At 64.7% G+C, this 25,998-nt stretch carries 24 protein-coding genes and 1 tRNA gene; 8 read left to right on the forward strand and 17 right to left on the reverse strand.

What is annotated here, in order from left to right:
• Positions 1–56: 56 nt before the first annotated feature.
• The 9 genes from dapD to AC1DSJ_RS10755 form a co-directional block, all read right to left on the reverse strand.
• On the reverse strand, positions 57–1,034 hold the full coding sequence (dapD, locus tag AC1DSJ_RS10715; protein ID WP_054421232.1) for a 2,3,4,5-tetrahydropyridine-2,6-dicarboxylate N-succinyltransferase: 978 nt from the start codon (positions 1,032–1,034) through the stop codon (positions 57–59).
• Between the two features lie 970 nt (positions 1,035–2,004).
• Complete coding sequence (locus AC1DSJ_RS10720; RefSeq protein WP_054421233.1) at positions 2,005–3,135, reverse strand: M20 family metallopeptidase; 1,131 nt, start codon at positions 3,133–3,135, stop codon at positions 2,005–2,007.
• 39 nt (positions 3,136–3,174) lie between these two features.
• The gene (locus tag AC1DSJ_RS10725; protein WP_054421234.1) at positions 3,175–4,080 is read right to left on the reverse strand and encodes a prolyl oligopeptidase family serine peptidase; all 906 of its coding nucleotides are present in this window, start codon (positions 4,078–4,080) and stop codon (positions 3,175–3,177) included.
• Positions 4,080–5,090, reverse strand: coding sequence for an ABC transporter ATP-binding protein (locus AC1DSJ_RS10730; protein WP_054421235.1), 1,011 nt, complete (start codon positions 5,088–5,090; stop codon positions 4,080–4,082). The genes AC1DSJ_RS10725 and AC1DSJ_RS10730 overlap by 1 nt, the downstream gene beginning before the upstream one ends.
• A complete protein-coding gene (locus tag AC1DSJ_RS10735) occupies positions 5,087–6,070 on the reverse strand; it encodes an ABC transporter ATP-binding protein (protein WP_054421236.1) in 984 nt (327 codons plus the stop codon). The genes AC1DSJ_RS10730 and AC1DSJ_RS10735 overlap by 4 nt, the downstream gene beginning before the upstream one ends.
• Entirely contained in the window at positions 6,067–6,987 is a 921-nt protein-coding gene (locus AC1DSJ_RS10740) for an ABC transporter permease (protein WP_054421237.1), read from the reverse strand. Before AC1DSJ_RS10740 ends, AC1DSJ_RS10735 begins: the two co-directional genes overlap by 4 nt.
• Positions 6,988–6,993: 6 nt before the next feature.
• A complete protein-coding gene (locus tag AC1DSJ_RS10745) occupies positions 6,994–7,971 on the reverse strand; it encodes an ABC transporter permease (RefSeq protein WP_054421238.1) in 978 nt (325 codons plus the stop codon).
• 45 nt (positions 7,972–8,016) lie between these two features.
• Positions 8,017–9,648, reverse strand: coding sequence for an ABC transporter substrate-binding protein (locus AC1DSJ_RS10750; protein WP_441371416.1), 1,632 nt, complete (start codon positions 9,646–9,648; stop codon positions 8,017–8,019).
• A gap of 66 nt (positions 9,649–9,714) precedes the next feature.
• Positions 9,715–10,686 carry a M14 family metallopeptidase gene (locus tag AC1DSJ_RS10755; RefSeq protein WP_441371417.1) on the reverse strand — a complete coding sequence of 324 codons (972 nt, stop codon included), beginning with the start codon at positions 10,684–10,686 and terminating at the stop codon, positions 9,715–9,717.
• A 194-nt stretch (positions 10,687–10,880) separates the two neighbouring features.
• Here AC1DSJ_RS10755 and AC1DSJ_RS10760 point away from each other — a divergent pair, with 194 nt between their 5' ends.
• Complete coding sequence (locus tag AC1DSJ_RS10760) at positions 10,881–11,804, forward strand: LysR family transcriptional regulator (RefSeq protein ID WP_054421408.1); 924 nt, start codon at positions 10,881–10,883, stop codon at positions 11,802–11,804.
• A 47-nt stretch (positions 11,805–11,851) separates the two neighbouring features.
• On the opposite strand, the gene AC1DSJ_RS10765 is transcribed toward AC1DSJ_RS10760, so the two are convergent.
• From AC1DSJ_RS10765 to AC1DSJ_RS10775, 3 genes are all read right to left on the reverse strand, one after another.
• Complete coding sequence (locus AC1DSJ_RS10765; RefSeq protein ID WP_054421241.1) at positions 11,852–13,465, reverse strand: ABC transporter substrate-binding protein; 1,614 nt, start codon at positions 13,463–13,465, stop codon at positions 11,852–11,854.
• A 406-nt stretch (positions 13,466–13,871) separates the two neighbouring features.
• The gene (locus tag AC1DSJ_RS10770) at positions 13,872–14,105 is read right to left on the reverse strand and encodes a hypothetical protein (RefSeq protein WP_054421242.1); all 234 of its coding nucleotides are present in this window, start codon (positions 14,103–14,105) and stop codon (positions 13,872–13,874) included.
• Between the two features lie 120 nt (positions 14,106–14,225).
• Positions 14,226–15,071: an NAD(P)H-hydrate dehydratase gene (locus AC1DSJ_RS10775; protein WP_441371418.1), complete on the reverse strand. Its 846-nt coding sequence runs from the start codon at positions 15,069–15,071 to the stop codon at positions 14,226–14,228.
• Positions 15,072–15,187: 116 nt separating this feature from the next.
• Between AC1DSJ_RS10775 and AC1DSJ_RS10780 the strand changes: the two genes are divergently transcribed.
• Positions 15,188–16,021: an enoyl-CoA hydratase/isomerase family protein gene (locus AC1DSJ_RS10780; protein ID WP_054421244.1), complete on the forward strand. Its 834-nt coding sequence runs from the start codon at positions 15,188–15,190 to the stop codon at positions 16,019–16,021.
• A 54-nt stretch (positions 16,022–16,075) separates the two neighbouring features.
• Here AC1DSJ_RS10780 and AC1DSJ_RS10785 read toward each other — a convergent pair whose 3' ends face one another.
• Both AC1DSJ_RS10785 and AC1DSJ_RS10790 read right to left on the reverse strand, forming a co-directional pair.
• Positions 16,076–16,813: an enoyl-CoA hydratase-related protein gene (locus AC1DSJ_RS10785; RefSeq protein ID WP_346553418.1), complete on the reverse strand. Its 738-nt coding sequence runs from the start codon at positions 16,811–16,813 to the stop codon at positions 16,076–16,078.
• Positions 16,810–17,781, reverse strand: coding sequence for an NAD(P)H-dependent flavin oxidoreductase (locus AC1DSJ_RS10790; RefSeq protein WP_441371419.1), 972 nt, complete (start codon positions 17,779–17,781; stop codon positions 16,810–16,812). Before AC1DSJ_RS10790 ends, AC1DSJ_RS10785 begins: the two co-directional genes overlap by 4 nt.
• Positions 17,782–17,984: 203 nt before the next feature.
• Between AC1DSJ_RS10790 and AC1DSJ_RS10795 the strand changes: the two genes are divergently transcribed.
• The 4 genes from AC1DSJ_RS10795 to AC1DSJ_RS10810 all read left to right on the forward strand — a co-directional run bounded on the left by AC1DSJ_RS10795 (position 17,985) and on the right by AC1DSJ_RS10810 (position 22,804).
• Positions 17,985–18,608 (forward strand): TetR/AcrR family transcriptional regulator, encoded by a 624-nt coding sequence (locus AC1DSJ_RS10795; RefSeq protein WP_346553419.1) that lies wholly within the window; start codon positions 17,985–17,987, stop codon positions 18,606–18,608.
• Positions 18,609–18,685: 77 nt separating this feature from the next.
• Positions 18,686–19,834 carry an acyl-CoA dehydrogenase family protein gene (locus AC1DSJ_RS10800; RefSeq protein ID WP_054421248.1) on the forward strand — a complete coding sequence of 383 codons (1,149 nt, stop codon included), beginning with the start codon at positions 18,686–18,688 and terminating at the stop codon, positions 19,832–19,834.
• Positions 19,835–19,960: 126 nt separating this feature from the next.
• Positions 19,961–21,190 carry a CaiB/BaiF CoA transferase family protein gene (locus AC1DSJ_RS10805; protein ID WP_441371420.1) on the forward strand — a complete coding sequence of 410 codons (1,230 nt, stop codon included), beginning with the start codon at positions 19,961–19,963 and terminating at the stop codon, positions 21,188–21,190.
• Positions 21,191–21,280: 90 nt separating this feature from the next.
• Positions 21,281–22,804, forward strand: a complete 1,524-nt coding sequence (locus AC1DSJ_RS10810; RefSeq protein ID WP_054421250.1) for a 3-hydroxyacyl-CoA dehydrogenase — start codon at positions 21,281–21,283, stop codon at positions 22,802–22,804.
• A gap of 71 nt (positions 22,805–22,875) precedes the next feature.
• On the opposite strand, the gene AC1DSJ_RS10815 is transcribed toward AC1DSJ_RS10810, so the two are convergent.
• On the reverse strand, positions 22,876–23,784 hold the full coding sequence (locus tag AC1DSJ_RS10815) for a c-type cytochrome (RefSeq protein ID WP_441371421.1): 909 nt from the start codon (positions 23,782–23,784) through the stop codon (positions 22,876–22,878).
• A 231-nt stretch (positions 23,785–24,015) separates the two neighbouring features.
• Between AC1DSJ_RS10815 and AC1DSJ_RS10820 the strand changes: the two genes are divergently transcribed.
• Positions 24,016–24,090, forward strand: a tRNA-Arg gene (locus tag AC1DSJ_RS10820).
• 68 nt (positions 24,091–24,158) lie between these two features.
• Here the strand turns inward: AC1DSJ_RS10820 and AC1DSJ_RS10825 are convergent.
• Both AC1DSJ_RS10825 and AC1DSJ_RS10830 read right to left on the reverse strand, forming a co-directional pair.
• A complete protein-coding gene (locus AC1DSJ_RS10825) occupies positions 24,159–24,377 on the reverse strand; it encodes a hypothetical protein (protein WP_175170553.1) in 219 nt (72 codons plus the stop codon).
• Positions 24,378–24,418: 41 nt separating this feature from the next.
• Entirely contained in the window at positions 24,419–24,664 is a 246-nt protein-coding gene (locus AC1DSJ_RS10830; protein ID WP_006217094.1) for a hypothetical protein, read from the reverse strand.
• A 199-nt stretch (positions 24,665–24,863) separates the two neighbouring features.
• On the opposite strand from AC1DSJ_RS10830, the gene AC1DSJ_RS10835 reads away from it, so the two are divergent.
• Positions 24,864–25,988, forward strand: coding sequence for a cupin domain-containing protein (locus AC1DSJ_RS10835; protein WP_175170552.1), 1,125 nt, complete (start codon positions 24,864–24,866; stop codon positions 25,986–25,988).
• Positions 25,989–25,998: the final 10 nt, after the last annotated feature.

Genomic DNA, 25,998 nt, shown 5'->3' on the forward strand with positions numbered 1-25,998 from the left:
CGGGAAATAAGAAAGGGCCGCTGACTTCGCGGCCCTTTTCCATTTGGACTTTCCGTTCAATGTCCGGAGTGCAGCGCCGGATTCAAGGTGCCCCACGCCGCCGTGCGCACCAGCGCTTCCACCGCGCCCGTCTGCGAGTTGCGGCGAAACAGCAGGCCATGTTGGCCGGCGAGTGCGGCGGCCTTCACGACGGCGCCTTCGGGCGTCAGTACGCGCGTGCCGGCGGTGATGTAGCAGCCGGCTTCCACGACGCAATCGTCACCTAACGAAATGCCGATGCCGGAATTCGCGCCCAACAGGCAGCGCTTGCCGATGGACACGACTTGTTTGCCGCCGCCCGACATGGTGCCCATGATGGACGCGCCGCCGCCGATGTCGCTGCCGTCGTCGACGATGACGCCTGCACTGATGCGGCCTTCAACCATCGAGGCGCCCAACGTGCCGGCATTGAAGTTGCAGAAGCCTTCATGCAGCACGGTGGTGCCGGGCGACAAGTGCGCACCCAGCCGCACGCGCGCGGTGTCAGCGATACGCACGCCGGCAGGCACGACGTAGTCGGTCATGCGGGGAATCTTGTCCACGCCGCGGATTTCCAGCGTCTGCCCGGTGGCGCGCAATTGCCAGCGCAGCGCATCCACTTGATCGACGGCGCAAGGGCCAACAGACGTCCAGGCGACGTTGGACAACACGCTGAACAAGCCATCGAGGTTGGCGTCGTGCGGGCGGATCAGACGATGGCTGAGCAGATGCAGCCGGAGGTAGGCGTCATGCGCGTCGGCGGGCGGTTCATCCAGCGAGGCGATGGCGGTGCGGACCGCAACGATATCGACTTTGCGGCGCGTGTCACGAATGAGCGCCGTCGGCACATGCTCGCCCAGCGCAGCACGCGCTTCTTCAGGCGTGAGATGACGCGTGCCGGCAGCGGGCGTGTGATCGGCCAGCGACGGGCGCGGATACCAGGTATCAAGGACGGAGCCATCGGAGGCTAATGTGGCGAGACCGTAGGCGATGGCGCTGATGGGGGCGGCGGACATGATGTTTCGGGATGAGAGACGGATGGGGAATTCTAGGCGATGTGAATTCCTGGTGTCAGACTTCGGGATGGTTGTGTCTTTGGGGGGATGGTCGTAGATCTTCGTAGGTCGCCCGTCGTCGGGGTGGGCGTGACGGCGCGCGCCCACGATTGCGGTCCGGAGCCTTCGCTCCGGACGTCCCCTCGTCATCTTCGTCCAGGCCTTCGGCCTTCCCTTCAGATTCCCTCGGGCGCATCGAGGTTGCGCGCCGTCACGCCCACCCCGACGACGGGCTGCTGTCGTTTTGGTTCGTAGCGCTGCTAGGGTGTGCCTTAGTGACGAGTGCTGCGGGGCCCGCCGAGTGGCGGCCGCGCGGGCGGCCTTACTCGGCATACGCGGTGGTGGGCGTTTGCGCGGTGTTCGCTTTCGCGAATGTGGGGGAGTCGTTTGCTAGTGGTCCCCCCCGCACGTTTTTGGGGGGTAGAAGGGTGGCGCGCGTCCGGCACTGCCTTGCGCGTGCCGACCCGTCGCGCGCCACCGCGCCGGAGTTCAACGGGTGACCGTGCCTCGCGGGATGGGTAAAGCGCGGCAATCCATCAAGAAGAACCTGTGCAATGCCGCCACACGCGAAGCGAACACCGCGACGACGTCCCACCACGCGTAAGCCCCCAAAGGCCGCCCGCGCGGCCGGCCGGGGGCGGGCCCCGCAAAATCTTCCACCACCCAAATCCTCGTGGCGAGAACCTCAAGAACCCTGATCGCCCCAGCTGACGTCAGATTGCAACTACCAGAGCCCGTGAGGCCGGCGCCCTGGGGTGCGCGGGGCGTCGATAAGCCCGAGGGAATCCGAAGGCAGTTGCCGCAGGCAACAAAGAGGATGACTACGGGGCAATCCGGAGCGAAGGCTCCGGACCGCAATCGTTGCCCCGCGCACCCCAGGGCGCCGGCCTCACGGGCGTCTAAAGAACCAACACCCGCCAACAGAAAACCCTTAAGCCAATTCCTTCAACAACAATTCCCAAAACTTCAACCGCTGCTCCAACGTCGACACCAGCACATACTCATTCAACGTATGCGCCCCATCCCCATCAGCACCCAATCCATCCAGCGTCGGAATCCCCATCGCTGACGTAAAGTTGGCATCGCTGCCACCCCCCGTCATCGGCGCGTCTTCCAGCAGGAAGCCTGCCCGATCCGCATAACCCTGCACCAGCGCCAGCAGTGCCGAAGCTGCTTCCGTCTTCACCATCGGCGGACGATTCAGTTCCACGTTGATGTCCAGTTCAACGTCCGGACCCACCGCGCACAACTCACGCATCCGGCGCAGCACGTCTTCGGCGGCCCCCATGTCCGGCACGCGGAAGTCCACCACGCAACGGCACAGGGCCGGCACGGTGTTGGTCACGGTGCCGCCTGCGATCGTGCCCACGCTGACCGTGATGCCGCGGTCGTAGTCGGTCATCGCTTCCAGCGCCAGCACCTGGTGCGCCATTTCGCGGATCGCGCTGCGGCCTTTCTCGTGCTGCATGCCGGCGTGCGCCGGGCGGCCCTTCACGTTCAGGTTCAGCATCCCCGTGCCCTTGCGCGCCGTTACGCACTTGCCGCCGTTCGGGCGGGCCGGTTCGCAGACCAGCGCGTACTTGGCGTTGGCGGCAAAGCGTTCGATGTGCACGCGCGAAGCGTGGCTGCCGGTTTCTTCGTCGGGCACCACCAGGAAGTCCACCGGCAGTTGCGTTGCGCCGGGGCGCGCCACGCCGGCCAGCGCCGTCAGCGCCAGGTAGATGCCGGCCTTCATGTCATAGCTGCCCGGGCCGTAGAGGCGGTCGCCGTCGATGCGCACCGGGTTCTCAAGCAGCGTGCCCACCGGATGCACCGTGTCCATGTGCGCCAGGATCAGGATGCCCGGGCGCGTGTCGCCCGGCGCGCGGTTGGTCGCGTACAGCAGCGGGCCCGTGGTGGGGCCCAGCGACGACAACTCCACGGTCAGGCCGGCAGCGGCTGCGTAGTCGGCGATGATGCGCGCCATCGCGGCGATGCCGTCGGGGAAGTTCGACGGCGACTCGCATTGCAGCCAGCTTTGAATGCCAGCGACGATCTGTTCAGTGCTCTGAGTGTTGGACATGGCGGTATCGGGTTTCAGCAATGAAAAAAGAAAGGGCGATCAGGCGACCTGCTGGCCAGCCAGGCGGGCCAGTTCGGCGTCGTCGGGCATCTTGCCGTCGAACCACAGGCTGGCGCACACGGCCGACATGGCGCGGCCGTCGTGGCCGATGCCGGGCACCACTTGCAGCGTCCAGCCAAACGGCACGCCGCGGCGCTCGGCTTCCTGCTTGCCGAACTCGTAGTAGTTCTTGGCGCGCGCGAAGCGGTGCGGGCCTTGGCGCATGGCGGCGGGTTCGGCGGGCAGGTTGGGGTCGTCGGTGGCGATGTCCTGGTCGCCCGCCAGAATCGTCATCGGATAGGCCAGCAGCTTCACCAGATGCTCTTCGGTCAGGCCGACGCCATCCATGCCTTCGGGGAACGGGTGATCGAACGTGGGCAACGTGTACCAGCCGGGGTTGCCGGCCGTGACCGCCTTGAACGGCGCGTGCGACTGGCTGCTCATCAAGCGGTGCACGAACTGGCCGCCGGCCGAATGGCCGAACAGGTAGACGTTCTGGCCGTCGGTGATTTCACCGTCGATCATGTCTTTGATGACGTTGCCCACCAGCGCATACGTCCAGCCATCGATGTGGCGCGGATTGCCGCCCGCCGAGAACACGCGGCCGTTGTTGTAGCTTTCAACGCCAGGCCAGATTTCGTTCGAGAACGTCAGCGCCACGATCAGCAGCTTGTGCTTGTCGGCGGCTTCAACCCAGAAGTCGCGGTATTCATCGCCGTTGCGCAGCACGCCGTGCTGCACGATGACGACCGGGCGGTCCGGCGTGTAGCCGTAAGGGCGGTACGTTTGCAGCTTGAAGGGACGATCCGAATTGCGGTCTTCGTCGATGTACTGAATGGTGTTGCGGCCCGCATGGCCCATTTCGATGGCGATGCGGTCCACATTGGACATGTCGGAGGGTTTCATCAGGCGCTCGCTTCGTTCAGGTGACAGGCCGACCAGTGGCCCGCCGAGATTTCTTTCAGGACCGGCGCCTGCTCGCGGCAGCGCGGCATGGCGTGGGGGCAACGGGGGTTGAACGTGCAGCCCGGGGGCGGGTTCAGCGGCGACGGGATTTCTCCCTTGATCGGCGTGAACTTGCGGCCGCGGCGGGCCACGTCCGGCACTTCGGCCATCAAGGCCTGAGTGTAGGGGTGATTGGCGCGCGCGAAGATCTCGGCTGACGTGGAGATTTCCACGATCTTGCCCAGATACATGATCGCGACGCGGTCCGAGATGTGCTTGACCACACCCAGGTCATGGCTGATGAACAGATACGTAAAGCCGTGCTGTTCGCGCAAGTCCATGAACAGGTTGATCACCTGCGCCTGGATGGACACGTCCAGCGCGGCCACGGGCTCGTCGCACACCAGGAACTTCGGCGCCACCATCAGCGCGCGGGCGATGCCGATGCGCTGGCGTTGGCCGCCGGAAATCTGGTGCGGGAAACGGTCGCGGTATTCGGCGTCCAGGCCCACTTCCTTTAGCGCCTGGTCAATGCGCGCCGGGATCTCGGCAGGCGGCGCCAGCTTGTGGACCTTCAGCGATTCGCCCAGGATCTGGCGCAGGCGCTGACGCGGATTCAAGGACGCTTGCGGGTCCTGGAAAATCATCTGCACGCCCAGCGTATACGCCAGCTTTTCAGCGCCGCGCAGGCGCACGGCGTCATGGCCTTGATACAGCAGTTCGCCTTCGGTCTGGCGGTGCAGGCCCGCAACCACGCGGCCCAGCGTGGACTTGCCACAGCCGGATTCACCCACCAGGCCAACCACTTCGCCGCGCTTGATGGACAAGTCCACGCCATTGACGGCATACACCGTGCGGCGGTCGATGGGGCGGCCGGTCAGGGCCAGGATGCGTTGGGCCAGGTCGGGTCGCTGCTCGAAGCGCTTGTGGACGTTCTTGAGCTCGATGACGGGAGTATCGGCTTGGCTCATGCTTGCTGTGCCTCGCGGGCTATCGGCACGTAACAGCGGTAGCTGCGCGGACCTTCGGTGGTAACGGAGGGGGCTTGTTCGGTGCACCGGGGGATAACCTTGGTGCAACGCGGACGGAACGCACAGCCCGACGGGCGGCCCGCCAGGCTGGGCGCCATGCCGTTGATCTGATGCAGGCGCGCGCCGGGTTGCGTGGCGCCGGGCATCGAATCCAGCAGGCCCTTGGTGTAGGGGTGGCGCGGCGATGCCAGCACCTGTTCAACCGGGCCGCTTTCAACAATGCGGCCGGCATACATCACGGCCACGCGGTCGGCCAGTTCGGCCACCACGCCCAGATCGTGCGTAATCCAGATAAGCGCGGTGTTGTGTTCACGGCAGATCTCTTGCATGCGGTAGAGAATCTGGCCCTGGATGGTGACGTCCAGCGCGGTCGTGGGCTCGTCGCAGATGATGAGATCAGGCTTGTTCAGCATGGCGATGGCGATTGCCACGCGCTGACGCATGCCGCCCGAGAACTCGTGCGGGTAGCTCTTCAAACGCTTTTCAGGCGCAGGAATACCCACCATCGCCAGCGCTTCGCGGCAGCGTTCCTCTGCCTCGGCGCGCGACACGTTCTCGTGCGTGAGGATGGCTTCCATCATCTGCTCGCCGATGCGCAGCACCGGGTTCAGCGTCATCAGCGGGTCTTGGAAGATCATGGCGATGCGGTTGCCGCGCAACTGGCGCATCTGCTCTTCCGTGAGCTTGCGCAGGTCGGTGCCCTTGAACTTCACTTCGCCCTCCACGACTTCCCCGGGCGGGTCGATCAGACCCAGCAGCGAGAAGCCCGTGACGGATTTGCCGGAACCGGATTCACCGACCAGGCCCACGATTTCGCCGCGGCGGACAGTCAGGTCGACACCGTCGACCGCCAGCCACGCGCCGGCTTCGGTATGGAATGCAGTGCGCAGGCCGCGCACATCAAGAAGAATGTCGCTCATGCTCGTCGCGGGTCCAGGCTTTCACGCAGGCGGTCGCCCACGATGTTGATGGAAAGGATCAGCAGCAGCAGGGCAATGCCCGGGAACAAGCTGATCCAGTAGTCGCCCGACAGCAGGTATTGGAAACCGTTCGAGATCAAGAGGCCCAGCGACGGCTCGGTGATCGGTACGCCGACGCCCAGGAAGGACAGCGTGGCTTCCAGCGCGATGGCGGTGGCGATCTGAATGGTGGCGAACACCATGACGGGGCCCAGGCAGTTGGGCAGCAGGTGAAACGCCATGATGCGCCAGGCCGGAAAGCCCAGGTTGGCGGCGGCTTCCACGTATTCTTTGCGGCGCTCTTGCAGCGCGCGGCTGCGCATGATGCGGGCGTAGTGGCCCCATTGCACCAGCACCAGCGCCAGAATCACCTTGTCCACGCCCCGCCCCAGCACCACCAGCAGCACCAGCGCCACGAGAATGGTCGGGAAACCCAGGATGAAGTCGACGATGCGCATCAGCACGGTGTCGACCAGGCCGCCGACATAGGCGGCGATCAGGCCGACCGCGCCGCCGATGGCGGTGGCCAGCACGACGGCGGACAGGCCCACCATCAGGCTGATACGCAGGCCATACAGAATGGCGCTGAGCATGTCGCGGCCCTGGTCGTCGGTGCCGAGCCAGGCGATGCTGCCGTCCATAAAAGCTTGGCGCGGCGCCAGGCGGCCGTCCAGCAGCGACAGGTTGGCCAGGTCATACGGGTTTTGCGGCGCGAAAAAGGGTGCGAACACCACCAGCACCACCAGGATGGCCAGCGCGATTGCAGAGCCGCGCACCGTGGGGCGTGCACGCAGTTTCTTCAGGATGGAGGCGCGCTGCGGCGTCTCAGCCAGGGGCTGGACGGTGCGGGTGCGGCCGGGATTGGGAGAGTTAGCCATGGCGGATTATTGAGCGGGGGTCACGAGCTGCACGCGCGGGTCGAGCGCGGCGTACAGGATGTCCACAACCAGGTTGATGACCACGAAGATCAGGGTGACCAGCATCACGTACGCGACCACCACAGGGCGGTCCAGCTGGTAGATGCTATCGATCAGCAGCTTGCCCATACCGGGCCACGCGAACACGGTTTCGGTGATGGTGGAGTAGGCGATCAGGCTGCCGAACTCCATGCCGATCACGGTCACGACGGGGATCAGGATGTTGCGCAGGATGTGGCGGCGCACGATGCGTCCGGGCTTCACGCCCTTGGCGCGCGCGAATTTCACGTAGTCCTGGCTGCGCGCTTCAACCACACCCGAGGCCGTCAGCCGCAGCACCAGCGCAATGTTCGCCAGCGCCAGGTTGATGGCCGGCATGATCAGGTGCGACCAGCCGTTGGCGGTCAGGATGGACAGGCGCACGCCCAGCACGGTGACGGTGTCGCCGCGGCCCGTGGCGGGCAGCCATCCCAGCCAGACGGCGAACAACAGGATCAGCATCATGCCCTGCCAGAAGTTCGGCAGCGAAAAGCCCAGCACCGACGTCGACATGATGCCGCGGCCCAGGTAGTCATCGCGGTACAGGCCAGCGACCAGACCCAGCGGAATCCCGATCACACAGGTCAGCATGATGGCCACGAACACCAGTTCGAACGTGGCGGGAATGCGTTGCACGATCAGTTCAACGGCGGGGATGCCGTGCACGAAAGACGTGCCCAGGTCACCGTGCAGCGCGCGCCACAGGAACCCGGTGTATTGCTGCCACACGGGCAGATCCAGGCCCAGGCGGGCGATCATCGCCTCGCGCGCGGCCTGACTGGCTTCGGGGCTGACCAGCAGTTCAATCGGGTCGCCCACGGCATACACCGCGAAGAAGACCACGACCGAAACGGCCAGCAGTACGAACAGACTCTGGATCAGTCTGCGTAGGATGAACAAGGCCACGTGATGATTTCCTTGGTGGGCTCAGGGTTGCTTGGCGCCGAGTGCTTACTTGGCGGGTTTGGCCGACATGGCCAGGGTGTACTGATCGGCCCGGCCTTCGTAGACCAGCCCCTTCTTGAACGCCCAGATGCTGCTTTCGAAATGCAGGGGAATGCTGGGCAGGTCAGCCAGTGCAAGCGTCAGCGACTGTTGCAGCAGCTTTTCCCGTTCGGCGGGGTCCACGGTGACCAGGGCGCGCTTGAACACGGCATCGAACTCGGGGTTGTCGTAACCGCCGTAGTTGCTCGTGCCCAGGCCATGCTCTTTGTCGAACCGGGTAACCCAGTATTGTAGGAAAGACGAGGCCTCGCCGGTCTCGGACGACCAGCCGCCCATCGCGAAGCTGAATTCGCGCTTGGCGCGCTTGGGGAAATACACCGAGCGCGTCATTGCGTCCACGGTCGTCTTGATGCCCACGCGCGACAGGTATTGCGCCACGGCTTGCGAGATCTGGGCGTCGTTGATGTAGCGGTCGTTGGTGGACGAGATGGCCAGCTCAAAGCCGTTGGGGTAGCCGGCGTCCGCCAGCAGCTTCTTCGCGCCTTCGGGGTCGTACTTCAGTTCCGGCGGGTGCGGCAGCGTGCCGAACATGCCGTCGGGCAGGAACTGGTTGGCGGGCGTGGCGGCGCCGTCCATGATGCGGGCGGCGATGGTCTTGCGGTCGATCGCCATGGAAATGGCGCGGCGCACGCGCACATCCTGCAAGGGGTTTTTGCCGTCGGCGGCCTTGACCGTGGGGCTGGGGCTGCGGGCCACATCAAACTGGAAATACACCACGCGCACCGACGGCGTGATCACATGGCCGAAGCCCGGCGTTTCCGAAATACGCTTCACGTCGCGCGCGGCGGGGTTTTCGATCAGGTCGAAATCACCGGCCAACAGACCCGTCAGGCGCGGGCCGGCGGCCGGCACCGGGATCAGCTTGACCGTCTGCCAGGCGGGCTTGTCGCCCCAGTAGGCGTCGTTGCGGGTGAGCTCGATGCCCGTGCCCTTCACGTAGGACTTCAGCGTGTAGGGGCCGGTGCCGATGACGTCGCGGCCATTGTTGAAGTCGGCCACCGTGGGCCAGGGGCCGGTCACGCCGCACTTGTTCTTCAGGTCGAAGGTGATGGGGCCGTGCTCGACGATGCCGCTCCACAGCATGCCCGTGCGGGTCAGGTCGTTGGGCAACAGCGGGTAGGGCTTGTGCGTCTTGATGACCAGCTTGTTGCCGTCGCGTGCTTCAACATTGGCGAATTTCTGCACGATGGCCGGGTACGAACCGCCAATGGACTGCTCGTTGTTCATCACGCGGCAGAACGTGAAGATCACGTCCTGGGCGGTGAAGGGCTGGCCATTGGAGAATTTGGCGCCGTCGCGCAGCGTGAATTCCCAGGTGGTGTCGTCAACCGACTTCCAGGCGGTCGCCAGGCGCGGAATCAGGTCCATCTTGGCGTTCTGGCCGATCAGCGTTTCGAACATGTGCGAGGTCATCGCATCGTTCGGCGTCGCCTGGTGATAGTGCGGGTCCATCGAGGTCGGCTCGGACGACAAGCCGATCTTTAGCGTGGAGCCGGCTGCGGGCGCCTGCGCCTGGGCGACGGAGGCGGCCAGCGTACAGGCCAGTAATGCGCTGCGTAGGTAAACCTTGGCGGACATGCTTTTCCCGTTGTTATGGATGTTTCCGGCGGCGCCTCGTTGGTGGGCGCCGCTCGTTTGCTTGAATCAGACGATGGGTTGCGCCAGCCGGACAACGGTCACGCCGGGCCGCAGATTCGCAGTGGACGGCATGATCAGGACGCAGTTGTCATAGGGCGTGACGACGGGCTCGCCTTCGGACCAGCCGATGACGGTGCCGGCGGCGGCCAGCGTTTCCAGGCCCTTCCAGGGCTGGGCGAAACGGAAGTCGGCGCTTTTGGCGGCGACGGCATGCGTGACGCGCAAGGCGCGCTGGGTGGAGGCGGCGGGCACGAACCAGTCCGCGGGCAAGTCTTCGCTGTCCAACGTGCCAGCTTCCACCAGGAAGCGCGCCATCTGGTCGACCGCCACGCCGCGCGCTTCGGGCGCGCCGTGGAACCCGCATTCGATCAGCAGCGAACGCGTGCCGTTGTCGCCGGCTTCGCCAAAACGGCCGTAGTCGCGCATGCGCACGCCCGCAGCGTGGCCCGCGTCAGCAATGATGGTGGCGGGGTTGCCCAGCGCCAGGGCGAGGTCGATGTTGCGTTGTTCCATGCCGGTCAGTTGCAGCGGCACATCGGAATTGCTCATCGAATGAAAGTCCAGCAGCCAGTCGGCCTGTTCCACCCAGGGGCGAATTTCGGCGGCGCGGCGGCGTTCCTGGCTGATCGGCAGGCTGAGCTTGTCGTCGCTCCAGACGCGGTTCATGTCTTCGTCGACGAAGCGCGCGGGGGCGTAATTGGTGGAGTCAAAGCGGTCGAACGCCGCCAGGTTGCAGAACGCCAGGGTGAGCGCGCCGCGGCGCGGACGCAGCCCGGCGGTCAATGCTTCTTTCAGCGCCCAGGCGCCGCACAGTTCATTGCCATGAATCAGCGCGCTCAACATGACGCGCTTACCCGGCACGCCGGAGTCAAAATGCCAGACACCGGGGGTATCCGTATTGCCCGAGCGTTCTGCCGACAGATCCGGACAGGCAAGAAGAAAAGGGCGCGGATGGGCCGCGGGGGTCGACGTGGGCATGGGAACTCCGATGAAGCGAGGGGATTGTATAGGGGATAGACGTCTAGGGCTTCAATCGCGCGCCAGTAAGACGCGGTCCCGGCGAATTCTAGGAGCTTGGGAGCTTTCTCTACAATTAGAATATTTATCGGCGGCTTTGCATAAAAGGCAAAGCTTGAGCGTTGGATGACCTGCGTCGCAACCGAGGACGGAACGTGCACGGCATTGCCTTGAAGTATTTTCTGGAGGTGGCCCAGGCGGGCAGCCTGAGCGGGGCGTCCGAACGCCTGCATGTGGCGGTGTCGGCCATCAGCCGGCAGATCGCCAAGCTTGAGGAAGAGGCTGGCGCACCGTTGTTCGAGCGCGCCGCCCGGGGGATGGTGTTGAGCGAAGCGGGCCAACTGCTGCTGGTGCACGCCCGGCGCACCATGCTCGAGGCCGAGACGGTGCTGCAAGAGATAGCGGCGACCAAGGGCGTGGCCCGCAACGAAATCCGGGTGGCGGCGGTAGAAGGCGTGGCGCGTATTTTTGTGCCGTCGGTGATGGCGCGTTTCCGCCAGGAACGGCCCAACATCCGCTTCGACCTGTTCGTGGGGTCGCCCGCCGAAGTCAGCCGCAAGGTGGCCGAAGGCAGCGTCGAGCTGGGCATGACCTTCATCGCCGAGCGCACAGAAGGGGTCAGCGTCCGCTATTCGCGCCGCGCGCCGGTGCACGCGGTGATGGCGGCCGACCACCCGCTGGCGGGCCGGCGCAGCGTCAGCCTGCAAGATCTCAGCCAGTTTCCGCTGGCGCTCACCGGGCCAGGCACCACCACGCGGCAACTGTTCGACATGGGCTGCGCGCTGGAATCCGTGCAGATGGAGCCCGTGCTGACGTGCAACGATTCCTCGCCTTTGCACGGCTTCGTGTTCGGATCGGACGCCATCATGTTGAGCGGCTATATCTCGGTGGCGTGGAGCTTGCGGCGCGATGAGCTGGTGGCCGTGCCCATTTCCAACGCCGAATTGCAGTCGCGCACCTTGCAGATCCAGGTCATGCCGGGCCGCGTGCTGCCGCCGAAGGCGGAGGCGTTCATTGATCTGCTGTCACGCGAGCTGGACCAGGCCCTGGCGGCCGGCCCGGTAGCGGCGAAGGCATAAAAAAACGGCTGCCCGAAGGCAGCCGTTTTTCGTTCAGGCGGACCTGATTACTTCTTGTCGGGCGTCACCGAGGTGGCCAGCGTGTACTGGTCGCGGCGGCCTTCGTACGTGATGCCCTTGCGGAAAGCCCAGATGCTGCTTTCGAAGTGCAGCGGGATCAGCGGCACGTTGTCCAGGGCGATCTGCGTGGATTGCTGCAACAGCTTCTCGCGCTTGGGCGCGTCCACGGTCACGATGGCTTCCTTGTAGACCTTGTCGAAATCGGCATTGGAGAAGCCGCCATAGTTGCTGGTGCCCAGGCTGGCGGGCGAGTCGAGCGACGCCACCCACAGCTGGAACAGCGCCGAGGCTTCACCCGTTTCCGCCGGCCAGCCACCCATCGAGAAGCTGAACTCGCGCTTGGCGCGCTTGGGGAAATAGATGGAAGCCGTCATGGCGTCCACGTTGGTCTTGATGCCGACGCGGGCCAGGTACTGGGCCACGGCTTGGGCGACTTGGCCGTCGTTGACATAGCGGTCGTTGGTGGACGACAGCGTCAGTTCAAAGCCATTCGGGTAGCCGGCTTCGGCCAGCAGCTTCTTGGCGCCTTCCGGGTCGTACTTGATTTCCGGAGCCTTGGGCAGCGCGCCGAACATGCCGTCGGGCATGAACTGGTAGGCCGGGGTGGCCATGCCGTCCATGATGCGGGCGGTGATGGTCTTGCGGTCGATGGCCATGGAAATAGCCTTGCGCACACGCAGGTCCTGCAGCGGGTTCTTGCCGTCGGCGCTCTTGACGAATGGGCTCGGGTTGCGGCCCACGTCCGGCTGGAAGAACACCAGGCGGGTGGACGGCGTGGCCACGAAACCGAACTTCGGGTTGTCCTTCAGGCGCGGCAGGTCGCGGGCGGCGGGGTTTTCGATCATGTCGAAGTCACCGGACAAGAGGCCAGTCAGGCGCGGGCCGGCGGACGGCACCGGCACAAACTTCACTTCCTTCCAGTACGGCTTCTCGCCCCAGTATTGTTCATTGCGGACCAGCTCGATGCCGGTGCCCTTCACGTAGGACTTCAGGGTGTACGGGCCGGTGCCGATAGCGTCTTTGCCGTTGTTGAAGTCAGCCACGGTGGGCCAGGCGCCCGTCACGCCGCAACCCTTCTTCGGGTCGAACGTCAGCTTGCCGTGTTCGACGATGCCGTTCCACACGATGGGCAGCGAGCGGGCCAGCTCGGCGGGCATCAGCGGGAAGGGCTCGCCAGTCTTGATGATGACGGTGTGCGCGTCCGGCGTTTGCACGTCGGTGATGCGCTTGGTCATGTCCATATAGGACTGCGACACGTTGGTTTCGTTGTTCAGCGTGCGGCAGATCGTGAACAGCACGTCTTCGGACGTGAACGGCTTGCCGTTCGAGAACTTGACGTCATCACGCAGCTTGAATTCCCAGGTCAGGTCGTCCAGGTTTTTCCAGGACTTGGCCAGTTGGGGCGTCAGTTTCATGTCGGCGCTACGGCCCACCAGAGAACTGTAGACGTGCGCGGAGAACGCGTCGTTCTGCGTCATCTTGTGATAGTGGGGGTCTGCCGAAGTGGGTTCGGCCGACAGGCCGATCTTCAGCGTCTGGGCTTGGGCGGCAGCCAAGGGGATGGCGGCGGCCACAAGGGCCAGGGTGGTGCGCAACTTCATGGTGACAACTCCGGATGGATAACGAACCGGATCGTGCTTGCGGGAAAACCACCGGGGCCGGGCGGACAGCGGGTGTCGGCCACAGAGCTCAGGGTGTGTTGGCGCCAGGCACGACGGCAAGGGGCCGATTATCGGTAGGGGCTTCGCGCGCTGTCAATGAAGAATGGCAATCCGGGCGCTAGGGAAAACGCCGAGAGGATGCGGGGATTGCGGGGGAAGTGAGGGCGCCGCGGGGGCCTCGCAATGCTTCAAAGCGAGGCCGGCGCGGCGCGATGGCGCCAGGTGAGGGTCGGGCGCCGAAGGTTCGTTGCAAGGGGCGCTTGGGCCAGCAAGCGGGCGTTGCAACGGCAGCGCGCCGGGCGAAATCGCGGGAGATCGTTCGCGATTCAGCCCAGCGCAGCTGTGCTTACCACTGAGAGCCGGAGAAGCGCGAGCTGGCGGCGCGGGCCTTGTTCATCGATTCGTTCACTTCGTCGATGAAAGCAAAGACGCCAGCAACAGCGGCGATCACGGCTTGGCCAGCCTTCTTCAGGTTGGTCAGCGGGTGGGAATTCGGTTGATTTTCGAGGGCGCCGCGAAGCAGGTCACGTTCGAGGGCGTCGGTCAGGCGGGCAGTGTGGTTCAAGGTCAGTTCGCTCATGGTCTTCTCCAGTCCGTTTCGTCTTGGGGTAATCCATTATAGGGATAACCCTAAATAGAAAGCAACGACCATTTCAGGGAAAACCCTAGTATGTTGTAAAAATGTTTATTTGGCAGGGACTTAGCGCGGGTTCCGCAGGGCGCGGGCGGCATCTGCGAGCTCGCCTGCCGTCAAACCGATAGGGCCGATGCCTTGTGCGACCAGGGCGTCGGCGGCGGCGCCATGCAGCCAGACGGCGCCCGCGACCGCCTGATCCCAGGGCAGCTTTTGCCCAATCAACGAACCCAGCATGCCGGCCAATACGTCCCCGGTTCCGGCGGTGGCCAGGCCCGGGTTGCCACTGGTATTGATGCGCGTGGAGCCATCCGGCGCGCAGACGATCGTGCCCGCGCCCTTCAACACCACCCAGCACTGATAGCGCTGAGCCAGCTTCCACGCCGCGCCCGGCCGGTCGGCCTGGACGTCGGCGGTGCTGATACCTAATAGGCGGCCGGCTTCGGCAGGGTGGGGGGTGAGCACGACGGGGCCCTCGCCCCAGTTGGGCTGGACATCCCCCCAGGCCAGCAGGTTTAGCCCGTCGGCGTCCAGCACCAGCGGCGCCTCCCGGCGCAGCACGAACAGTTCGGACAGCGTGTTGGCCGCCAGCGCGCCCGTGCCGATGCCGCAGCCCGCGACCCAGGCGGTCACGCCCAGGTCTTCATCCAGCAATGAGCGCGCATCCCGCAGCATCAGCTCGGGCTGCTGCGGGTCGCAGGGCAGCGGGGATGTTTCCTGCGCAAAGCCGACCAGCACCTTGCCCGCACCGATCTTCAAGGCGGCGCGTGCCGCCAGCAACGCCGCGCCCGCCATGCCCGGCCCGCCGCCCACCACGCCAACCGTGCCAAAACTGCCCTTATGCGTGTCCGCCTCCCGGGGGGAGAACAGGGCAGAAAGCGCGGCGCGGTCGATGGGGGCGGGGGTGTTCATTGGCTGAGGCTCCGAAGGGACAACGGCAAGGTGGGGGCCGATCTATCCACTATAGTGCGCAAAAACACGCCGGCCTTCAGGCCCGCCCCACTGCGAAAGACAATGCGGAGAAGACAATGACAGATATCACGCTGCAACATTATTCGGCTTATGAATCCCTGAAGTTGCGCCGGCATCCCGGGGGCGTTCTGGAGCTGATCATGGGCGCCAAGGGCGGCCAGCCGGGCAAGTTGTCCACGGCCGATGACCGCATGCACCGCGAGCTGGCCGACATCTGGCGCGACATCGACACGGACCCGGACACCCGCGTGGTGGTGATCCGCGGCGAGGGCAAGGGCTTCTCGGGCGGGGGCGACCTGGACTTGGTGCAGCAGATGGCGGATGACTTCGACGTGCGCACCCGTGTCTGGCGCGAGGCCCGCGACCTGGTCTACAACATCATCAACTGCAACAAGCCCATCGTGTCCGCCATGCATGGCGCGGCCGTGGGGGCGGGGCTGGTGGCGGGCTTGCTGGCCGACATCTCGATTGCCGCACGCGACGCGCGCATCATCGACGGCCACACCCGCCTGGGCGTCACGGCAGGCGACCACGCCGCCATCGTCTGGCCGCTGCTGTGCGGCATGGCCAAAGCCAAGTACTACCTGATGCTGTGCGAAACCGTCACGGGCGAAGAGGCCGAGCGCATCGGCCTGGTGTCGCTGTGCGTGGACGAGGCCGAACTCATCACCCGCGCGTTCGAGGTGGCCAACAAGCTGGCCGCGGGTTCGCAGACGGCGATCCGCTGGACGAAGTATTCGCTGAATAACTGGTTGCGCATGGCCGGGCCGACGTTTGATACGTCGTTGGCGCTGGAATTCATGGGCTTTGGCGGGCCGGACGTGAAGGAAGGAGTGAAGTCCTTGCGCGAACGGCGTGCGCCGAATTTCCGGCCGGATTCGCCGTTTTAAGGTGATGGGTTGCGCGCCTCAGGCCGCGCGCAACCCATCATCACTTCGCCATCATCACTTCTTAAAGAACTTCGCAAACGCCGCTTGCGCTTCGTCCGTTTGCAAGCGGGCGCGGAATTGCTGGGCTTCGTAGTCCAGCGTTTCCTGAATCGCCTGGCGATCCGCCCGTTTCATCATGGCCTTGGTCAAGCGCAGCGCGGCGGGCGGTTGGCGGGCCAGATCCGCAGCGGTCGCCTGAGCGGCCGCCAGCGCCTGGCCTTTTTCCGTGACCGACGTGGCCAGCCCGGCCTCGTGCGCGTCTTGCGCGGTAAAGGCCTTGCCCTGCAACAGCCATTCGGCTGCGCGGCGGCCCACCAGTCGAGGCATCAGCAGGCTGGATGCGCCTTCCGGGCACAAGCCCAGCGCCACGAACGGCATGCGCAAGGTGGCGCCGTCGCCGATGTGAACAAAATCGCAGTGCTGCAATAAGGTCACGCCAATGCCGATCGCGTAGCCCTCGACCGCGGCGACGACCGGCACCTCGGCCGTGGTCAGTGCGCGCAGGAACGTCAGGCCGGCGCTGTCGCCCGCGCCGCGCTCCGCCTGGAAGTCGCGCAGGTCGTTGCCGGCCGTGAAGTGTTCGCCCGCGCCCGTCAGGATCACGGCGGATACGGACTGATCCGCCGATGCCTGCACGATCTGTTCTGTCAGCGCGGCGTAGGTCGCCGTGTCCAGCGCGTTACGGCGGTCCTGGCGGTCGATCGTGAGAGTCAGAACGGCGCCGTCGCGGGCAAGCTTCAGGCCCGCGCTCATGCGTACGTCCGGCTAGCCAGCCGGGCCTTTGCGTCGTCGTACTCGCGGCGCAGCGTGTCGACGATCTTGCGGGTGGGTTCCACGCTGGCGATGCCGCCCACGCCCTGGCCCGCGCCCCAGATGTCCTTCCAGGGCTTCACGCGCGAAGATCCGAAGTTGGACGCGCCGCTGTCCGGCTGCGGCAGGTTGGCCGGGTCCAGCCCCGATGCGGTTATGCTGGCCTTCAGGTAGTTGCCCGGGATGCCGGTGAAGAAGGGCGTGTACAGAACGTCGGACGCGCTGGCCTCGACGATGGCTGACTTATAGCCTTCGCTGGCGTTGGCTTCCTCGCTGGCGATGAAGCGCGTACCCATATAGGCGAAGTCCGCGCCCATGGCCTGCGCGGCCAGCACGTGCTCGCCGGTGGTGATGGCGCCCGACAGGATCAGCGGGCCGTCGTAGAAGCGGCGCACTTCGGACACCAGCGCGAACGGGCTCAGCGTGCCTGCGTGGCCGCCGGCGCCCGCGCACACCAGGATCAATCCGTCGACCCCCGCTTCCAGCGCCTTTTCGGCGTGGCGCAGGGTGGTGACGTCGTGGAATACCTTGCCGCCCCAATCGTGCACGCCTTTGACCAGGTCGCCGGGCGCGCGCAGGCTGGTGATGATCAGCGGCACGCGGTGGCTGGCGCACACGGCCAGGTCTTGCTCCAGGCGGTCGTTGGACTGGTGAATGATCTGGTTGACGGCAAACGGCGCCACAACGGCGCCGGGGTTGGCTTCGCGGTGCGAGGCCAGACCCGCCTGGACTTCATCCAGCCAGTCGGTCAGCAGGCTTTGCGGACGTGCGTTCAGCGCGGGAAATGACCCGACGATGCCGCTCGTGCACTGGGCGATGACCAGTTTCGGGTTGGAGACGATGAACATGGGGGCGCTGATGACCGGCAGGGACATCTGGCCATACAAATCTGTCACGAGAGAGTGGGGCATAGCGTCGTCGCGTTGTGTCCAGGTCAGTCCAGAAAAGGCGGGCCTGCATTCAGGCTTGAGCACCCAAGGCGGATGTGCCTATAATTACCTACCGACCGTCCGGTAATTAATTAATCTTTATTTAACGGCATGCGCCGAACCGCTGTCAATCCACGCCGTGTGCTGGTTGACCGCTTCCGTCGCAGCCCCCTGTAAAGGCTGTCATGGCGACCTCCGCCCCTCCCGCCCAGAAGCGCGCCCGCGCCGGCCGGCCCCCCACGCTGGTCGCGCCGCGCGAACGCATTCTGGAAGAAGCCGCCAAGCTGTTCGCCCAAAGCGGTTACGACGGCAGTTCCGTGTCGGACCTGGCCGCCGCCATTGGCGTGTCCAAGGCGGCCATCTATCACTACTACACCACCAAGCAGGACATTTACGACGCCATCATCCTGGGCGTGCTAAGTGGGCTGACGCAGAACGTGGGCCAGGATGTGGCCGCTGCCGACGGCGCCGCCGCGCGCTTGCGCGCCTTCATGGTGGGCCACGCCCGCTACTTCGAACAGCACCATGCTGAATTCGTCACGATGCTGATTGGTTATTCCGGCATGGCCCTGCCCGAACGCGAAGACGCGGCCCGGCTGCGCGACGGCTACGAAAAGCGCCTGCGCGAACTGATTGCGCAGGGCGTGGCCGACGGCGTATTCCGGCCGCTGGATGTGGCCGCCACGGGCCGCGCCGTGTTGTCCATGCTGAATTGGATGGTGCGCTGGTACAAGCCCGGCCAGGGCGACAGCGCCGAAACCATTGCTGCCGGTTATTTCGATTTATTGGTTGGCGGCATGCGCGCCTGACGCGCCGCCGCCCATGTTCCGTACTGAACCTTCCGTACCTGTCCCCCCAATTCGCTCCTCTTCCTGAGACTTCCATCATGGCCCTCGACACCGAAACCCTGAACCTGTTGCTGGACGCCGTGCGCCGCTTTGTGCACGAACGCCTGATCCCCGCCGAAGACGAGCTTGCCGAGAGCGGCCAGGTTCCGCCGGCCATCGTCAACGAAATGCGCGAACTGGGTTTGTTCGGCCTGTCGATCTCGCCTGACTTCGGCGGCCTGGGCCTGACGATGGAAGAGGAAGTACGCGTGGTGTTCGAACTGGGCCAGACCTCGCCCGCGTTCCGTTCGCTGGCCGGCACCAACATCGGCATCGGCTCGCAAGCCATCGTGCTGGCGGGCACCGACGAGCAACGCGCGCGCTACCTGCCCAAGCTGGCCAGCGGTGAACTGATTGGCTCGTTCGCCCTGACCGAGCCGGACGCCGGTTCCGACGCCATGGCGCTGCGCCTGTCCGCCGAACGCGACGGCGACAGCTACGTGCTGAACGGCACCAAGCGCTACATCACCAACGCGCCCATCGCGGGCTTGTTCTCGGTCATGGCGCGCACCGCACCCGAGCGCCGCGCCAATTCGATTTCCTGCTTCCTGGTTGAAGCGGGCACGCCCGGTCTCATCATCGGCAAGCCCGACAAGAAGATGGGCCAGGCCGGCGCCTTGACCAGCGACGTCGTGTTCGACAACTGCCGCGTGCCCGCCAGCGCGTTGTTGGGTGGCGAAGAAGGCAATGGCTTCAAGACGTCGATGCGCGTGCTGGACAAGGGCCGTCTGCATATCTCGGCGCTGTGCGTGGGCATTGCCGACCGCCTGCTGTCGGACGCCGTCAAATACGCCATGGACCGCAAGCAATTCGGCCAGCCCATTGCAGAATTCCAGCTGATCCAGGCGATGATCGCCGACAGCCAGGCCGAACTCTATGCCGCACGTTGCATGGTGCTGGACGCCGCCCGCATGCGTGACCGCGGCGAGAACACCACCATGCAAGCTGCATGCTGCAAGCTGTTCTCGACCGAAATGGTGGGCCGCGTGGCCGACCGCGCCGTGCAGATCCACGGCGGCGCGGGCTACATGTCCGAGTACGCCGTTGAACGTTTCTACCGCGATGTGCGCCTGTTCCGCATCTTTGAAGGCACCTCGCAAATTCAGCAGCTGGTGATCGCCCGCGAGACCATCAAGGCGCATTCCTGAGGCGGCAGCACGCGGAAATCCGGGTTTAGTGTCCAAACGGCTAATATCCGGATTGACGAATTGGTGCTCCGGGCGCGACCCTAGCGGTCCGCCGTTTTCATTTCTCATCTAGCGAAAAGAACACAGATGTCGCAACGTCCCGCTCCCCTTACCGGCATACGCGTGCTGGACCTGACCCGCGTGCTGGCGGGCCCCTGGTGCACTCAAAACCTGGCCGATCTTGGCGCCGAGGTGATCAAGATCGAACGCCCCGGCTCGGGTGACGACACGCGCGCCTGGGGGCCTCCGTACCTGAAGGACGAAGCGGGCAACGACACCACCGAAGCGGCGTACTACCTGTCGGCCAACCGCAACAAGATGTCGGTGGCGCTGGACATCGCATCGCCGCGTGGCGCCGAGCTGGTGCGCGAACTGGCGCTGCAAAGCGACATCCTTGTTGAGAACTTCAAAGTTGGCGGCCTGAAAAAATACGGGCTGGACTACGAAAGCCTGAAGGCCATCAACCCGCGCCTGATCTACTGCTCGATCACCGGCTTCGGCCAAACCGGCCCCTACGCCAGCCGCCCCGGCTATGACTTCATGATCCAGGGCATGGGCGGGTTGATGAGCATCACCGGCGAACGCGATGACCTGGCTGGCGGCGGCCCGCAAAAGGCGGGCGTGGCCGTGGCCGATCTGATGACCGGCATGTATTCCACCGTGGGCATTTTGGCTGCGCTGCTTGAGCGCGCCAACAGCGGCCAGGGTCAGCACATCGACATGGCTTTGCTGGACTGCCAGGTCACGATGCTGGCCAACCAGAATCTGAACTTCATGACGTCCGGCGTCGCGCCCAAGCGCGCGGGTAACGCGCATCAGAACCTGGTGCCGTATCAGGTGTTTGCGGCGGCCGATGGCCACCTGATTGTGGCGGTCGGCAACGACAGCCAATTCCGCAATTACTGCGGTGCGATCGGTCTGCCCGAGTTGTCGGCGGACCCGCGCTTTTCAACCAACCCGCAGCGCGTGAAGAACCGCGCCGAGCTCGTGCCGCTGTTGGCCGAGCGCATGGCCACAGGCGCGCGCGACCACTGGCTGGCTGCGCTGGAAGGCGTTGGCGTGCCGGCCGGCCCGATCAATACGCTGGACCAGGTCTATGAAGACCCGCACGTGCTGGCGCGCGGCATGAAGCGCGAGCTGGCGCATCCGGCCGCCGGCCGCGTGCCGATGGCGTCGAGCCCGCTGAAGTTCTCGGACAGCCCGGTGGAATACCGCCGTCCGCCGCCCATGCTGGGCGAACACACCGCACAGGTCCTGGCTGAAAAGCTGGGCCTGTCGGCCGAAGAAATCCAGGCGCTGGCGCAGACCCAGCCCTGACCGGAGACGGGGCGGCCAGACGCCGCCCCGTTTTCCTTGCGCCCCGCCACGGCGCGCACGATCCATTCCAATACAGGCAGGAGAGAGTTGATGACGGAGATTCAAACCATCGGCGTCGTAGGCGCCGGGGCCATGGGGCGCGGCATTGCGCAGATCGCGGCGCAAGCCGGCCTGCGCGTGCGCTTGTACGACACCAGCGCGGATGCGGTTGCCGCCGCGCGCGAGTCGTTGCGCCAGACCTGGGACAAGCTGGCTCAAAAGGGCAAGCTGACCGCCGCCGACGCGCAAGCCGCGTTGGAACGCGTGGAATCCGCCACGGCGCTGACCGACATGTCGGCGTGCCAGTTGGTGGTGGAAGCCATCGTCGAACGCCTGGACGTCAAGCGCGACTTGTTTGCCGCGCTGGAAGGCGTGGTGTCGGAAGACTGCATCCTGGCGTCGAATACGTCGTCGCTGTCCATCACCGCCATTGCCGCTGCCTGCAAGCATCCGCGCCGGGTGGCGGGCTACCACTTCTTCAACCCCGTGGCGTTGATGAAGGTGGTTGAGGTGATCGACGGCCTGCGCAGCGCGCCGGAAGTCGGCGACGCGTTGGCCGCGCTGGCCCGCCGTATGGGCCATACCCCCGTGCGCGCCAAAGACATGCCGGGCTTCATCGTCAACCACGCCGGCCGTGGCATGAATACCGAAGGCTTGCGCGTGGCGCAGGAATCGGTCGCGACCTTTGCGCAAGTGGATGCCGTCATGCGCGAGCAGGCGGGCTTTCGCATGGGCCCGTTCGAGCTGCTGGACCTGACGGCGCTTGACGTGTCGCACCCGGTGATGGAATCCATCTACCGCCAGTTCTTCGACGAGCCGCGTTTCCGCCCGTCGCCGATCACGACCGTGCGTCTGGCCGGTGGCCTGATCGGCCGCAAGGTGGGCGAAGGTTTCTACGTTTACGCTGACGGCCAGAAGCAGGTGCCGGCCGAGCCGCCCGTGCCGGCGCTGCCGGAAGGCCTGAAGGTCTGGGTCAGCCCCAAGCACGCGGAAGGGTATGCGCGTGCGTCGGCGCTGGTCGAAAAGCTGGGCGCAACGCTCGTCACCGGCGCCACGCCGGATGCCGACGCGCTGATCATCGTCACGCCGTTTGGCGACGACGTGTCGACGTCGGTGTCCGCACAAGGCTTGAACGCGGGCCGCACGGTGGGTCTGGACACGCTGTACGCATTCGATAGCGCCAAGCGCCGCACCATCATGGTGTCGCCCGCTACCGACGCCAAGTGGCGCGACGCCGCCCACGCGCTGCTGGCCGCCGATGGCGTGCCGGTGACGGTGATCGAGGACTCGCCGGGCTTTGTCGCACAGCGCATCGTGGCCATGATCGTCAACATCGCCAGCGACATCGCGCAGCAGCAGATCGCGACGCCGGAAGACATCGACCAGGCCGTGACGTTGGGCTTGGGCTATCCGGTTGGCCCGCTGGCCTTGGGCGACAAGCTGGGCGCCGAGCGCATTCTGGAAATCCTGAAGAGCATGCAGCGCGTGACGGGCGACCCCCGCTATCGCCCCAGCCTGTGGCTGCAACGCCGCGTGCAGTTGGGCATGTCGCTGCTGAAGTCGTCAGCGGAATAAGCGCTGAACATTCTGCGGTGATAAAAAAAGCCCCTTGAGCAATCAAGGGGCTTTTTGTTTGAGCGCCGGATTTATTTCGCGGCGTCCACCATGTATTGCACGGCGGCGCGGATGTCGTCTTCCGAGGCGTTGGCCGCGCCACCCTTCGGGGGCATCGGCGGCTTGCCTTGCATGGCGACCTTCACCATGGCGTCCATGCCGGTCTTGATGTACGGGTCCCACGCGGCCTTGTCGCCGAACTTGGGCGCGTTGGCCACGCCGGTTGCGTGACAGGCGAAGCAGACGCTCTTGTAGAGCTTTTCACCAGCCGGGTTGACGGCGGCGGCCTGTTGAGGCGCGGCGGCGGGCGCGGCAGGCGCGGCAGCAGCAGGAGCCGCCGCCGTGGGTGCTGCGGCGGCCGGTGCTGCGGCAGCCGGAGCAGTTGCAGCGGCAGGCGCGGCATCCGCTTCCTTCTTCGCGCCTTCTTCCGCGGGAGCGGCGGGTTCGGGCAGCGAGGCGCCGGACTTGTTGGCCATATAGACCACGGCGCGCGCGACTTCGTAGTCGGACAGCGTGGGGTTGCCGCCCTTGGCAGGCATGCCGCCCTTGCCGTGCAACGCCACGTTCAACATCGTGTCGTAACCGGACTTGATGAAGGGCGCCCAGGCCGCGTTGTCGCCCATCTTGGGTGCGCCGGCCACACCGGCGGTGTGACAGGCCGTACAGACCGCGGCAAAGACCTGCTCGCCCGTCTTGAAGACCTTGGGCGCGTTGGCGTCAACCAGTTCAAAACCCGCGACGGGTGCAATACGTTTGGTGATGGCTTCTTGCGTCAGCGTGTCAGAGCCGGCGCCGACCTTATTGCCGGAGACCACCATGTTCACCAGGAGGATGATGATGGCGATTGGGATCACGAAAGATAGAACGATCGTGACGACCAGTTGCTTGGGGGTCTTGATGGGGGAGGAGTGCTCTTCTATGTGTTCCTGCTCGTTGCTCATGACCAAATCCTGCTAACGGGTGGGGCGCCTGGCGGCGGCAACAGAAAATCAGTAACTGCACAAATCGGCGGACCATTGACGCATCCGCCTGCAAGCAAACGCTGGATTATATAACGGTGTCAGGGACGCACGTCCAATGCCTCTGCCGGGGTTTTCGATGAGATTGCAGGAGGTTTTGATCCACTTCATGCACGCTAGCGAAAACTAGGTACAATGTCGCCTCCTTGCGCTGCGCCCGTAGTTCAATGGATAGAATGAGAGTTTCCGAAGCTCTTGATACAGGTTCGATTCCTGTCGGGCGCGCCACTTGAAACCAGCCTCTGATGGTTTTACGCGCAACGGCCAGCCAGCCTCTTGGCAATATTTCCCGATATTCAAAAAGAAAAAATCACGCGCTGAGTTTTCTCATTGCGCAATAGCCGTGCGCGGTCGTGCGTGGTCGTGCGCGAAAATGACAACGCCCGCTTCCGGATTTGAACGGCAGCGGGCGTAATCCAAGCAAACAACGCAAACAACGCAAAAAGCACAACCAACGCAAACAGCACAACCAACGCAAACAGCACAACCAACGCCATCAGCGCAAAGATTGCCAATCAGCGATCAACGCAAACCCGGCAATCAACGCAACAGCAGATCAATCATCCAGCGACGGCACCGTGCCGATTTGCGTGAGGATGCGCGGCGACTCCATGTCGCCGGTTTCTTTGTCGATCCAGACTTCGTAAGCGGCGACGCCTGCGAATTTGGAGGCCATGGAATTGGCGATTCGGATGGCTCCGAATTCGCTGCTGGCCGGACGGATTTCCCCGGGCGCCACGCCATTGGCGGCGGCGCGATAGGGAACGACGATGTACTGAACGAGATGAGCGGCTTCGGACACAGGATTCTCCCTGGACGACAGTTTTTCGGGCGAGCGAAATGTATCACGTCGCACTGTGTTTTTGTACAGTATTTTTTGACGTTGCGCCAACAAAATCCTTCGCACGGGAAAACCCCTAGCGGGCAATCGTTGCTCAAATTCTGGCCCGCCTCTAATATTTTCGAAAATCCACAAAGTTTTATAAAAAACGAGGCAAGGGATGGAAGCGAACCGGTACGACGCCTATCGCGAGGACACCGCAGGCCGCGCCAATGTGGCCGACTCGCCTGAGCGCATCGCCTATTACCAGGAGCTTGCGCGCCTGGAAACGGGCGCCTTGTGGACGGTGGCGAACAAGATTGAGCCCTGGGCGCCGCGCTCGGCGTCGGTGCCAGTGGTGTGGCGCTACCAGGAGTTGCGCGGCCATGTGCTGCGCTCGGCCGAACTGGTGTCGCCCGAAGAGGCCGGCCGGCGCGTCATCTATCTGAACAACCCCGGCCGGCGTGATGTGGCTGCCGCCGTGGGTTGGCTGTATTCGGGCTTGCAGGTGATGCAGCCCGGCGAGCTGGCCTCGGCGCACAAGCATTCGCATTCGGCGTTGCGCTTCATCATGGAAGGCCAGGGCGCGTACACCGTCGTCGACGGCCACAAGATGACGCTGGGCGCGAACGATTTCGTGTTGACGCCCAACGGCACCTGGCACGAGCACGGCGTGGCCGAAGACGGCACCACCTGCATCTGGCAAGACGGGCTGGACATTCCGCTGGTCAACGCGCTGGAAGCGGGCTTCTACGCCGTGCATCCCGACCTGAACCAGACGGTGACTTATCCCGTGGATGACACCAGCGCCGCATGGGGCAACGCGGCATTGCGCCCGCAGGTGTCGGGCTGGACGAAGCCGTATTCGCCGCTCTTCAAGTACGAATGGGAACCCACCTACGACGCGCTGCGCCGTTACGCGCGCACCACCGCGGGCAGCCCCTTTGACGGCATCCTGCTGGAATACGTGAACCCGGCGACAGGCGGTTCGGTCATGCCGACCATCGGCGCCAGCATGCAGCTGTTGCGCCCCGGTGAACATACCAAGGCGCATCGGCACACCGGCAGCTTCATCTATCAAGTGGCCAAGGGCAGCGGCTTTTCCATCATTGATGGCAAGCGCTACGACTGGACCGAACGCGACATTTTCTGTGTGCCGTCGTGGGCCATCCACGAACACGTCAACCTGTCGTCCAACGACGACGCCTGCTTGTTCTGCTTCAACGATCTGCCCGTGATGCGTTCGCTGGCGCTATACCGCGAAGAAGCGGTCAAGGAAAACGACGGCCATCAAGTGCTGATCTAGCGTCGCCTGA

The sequence above is a fragment of the Achromobacter sp. 01N37 genome, from assembly GCF_056399725.1.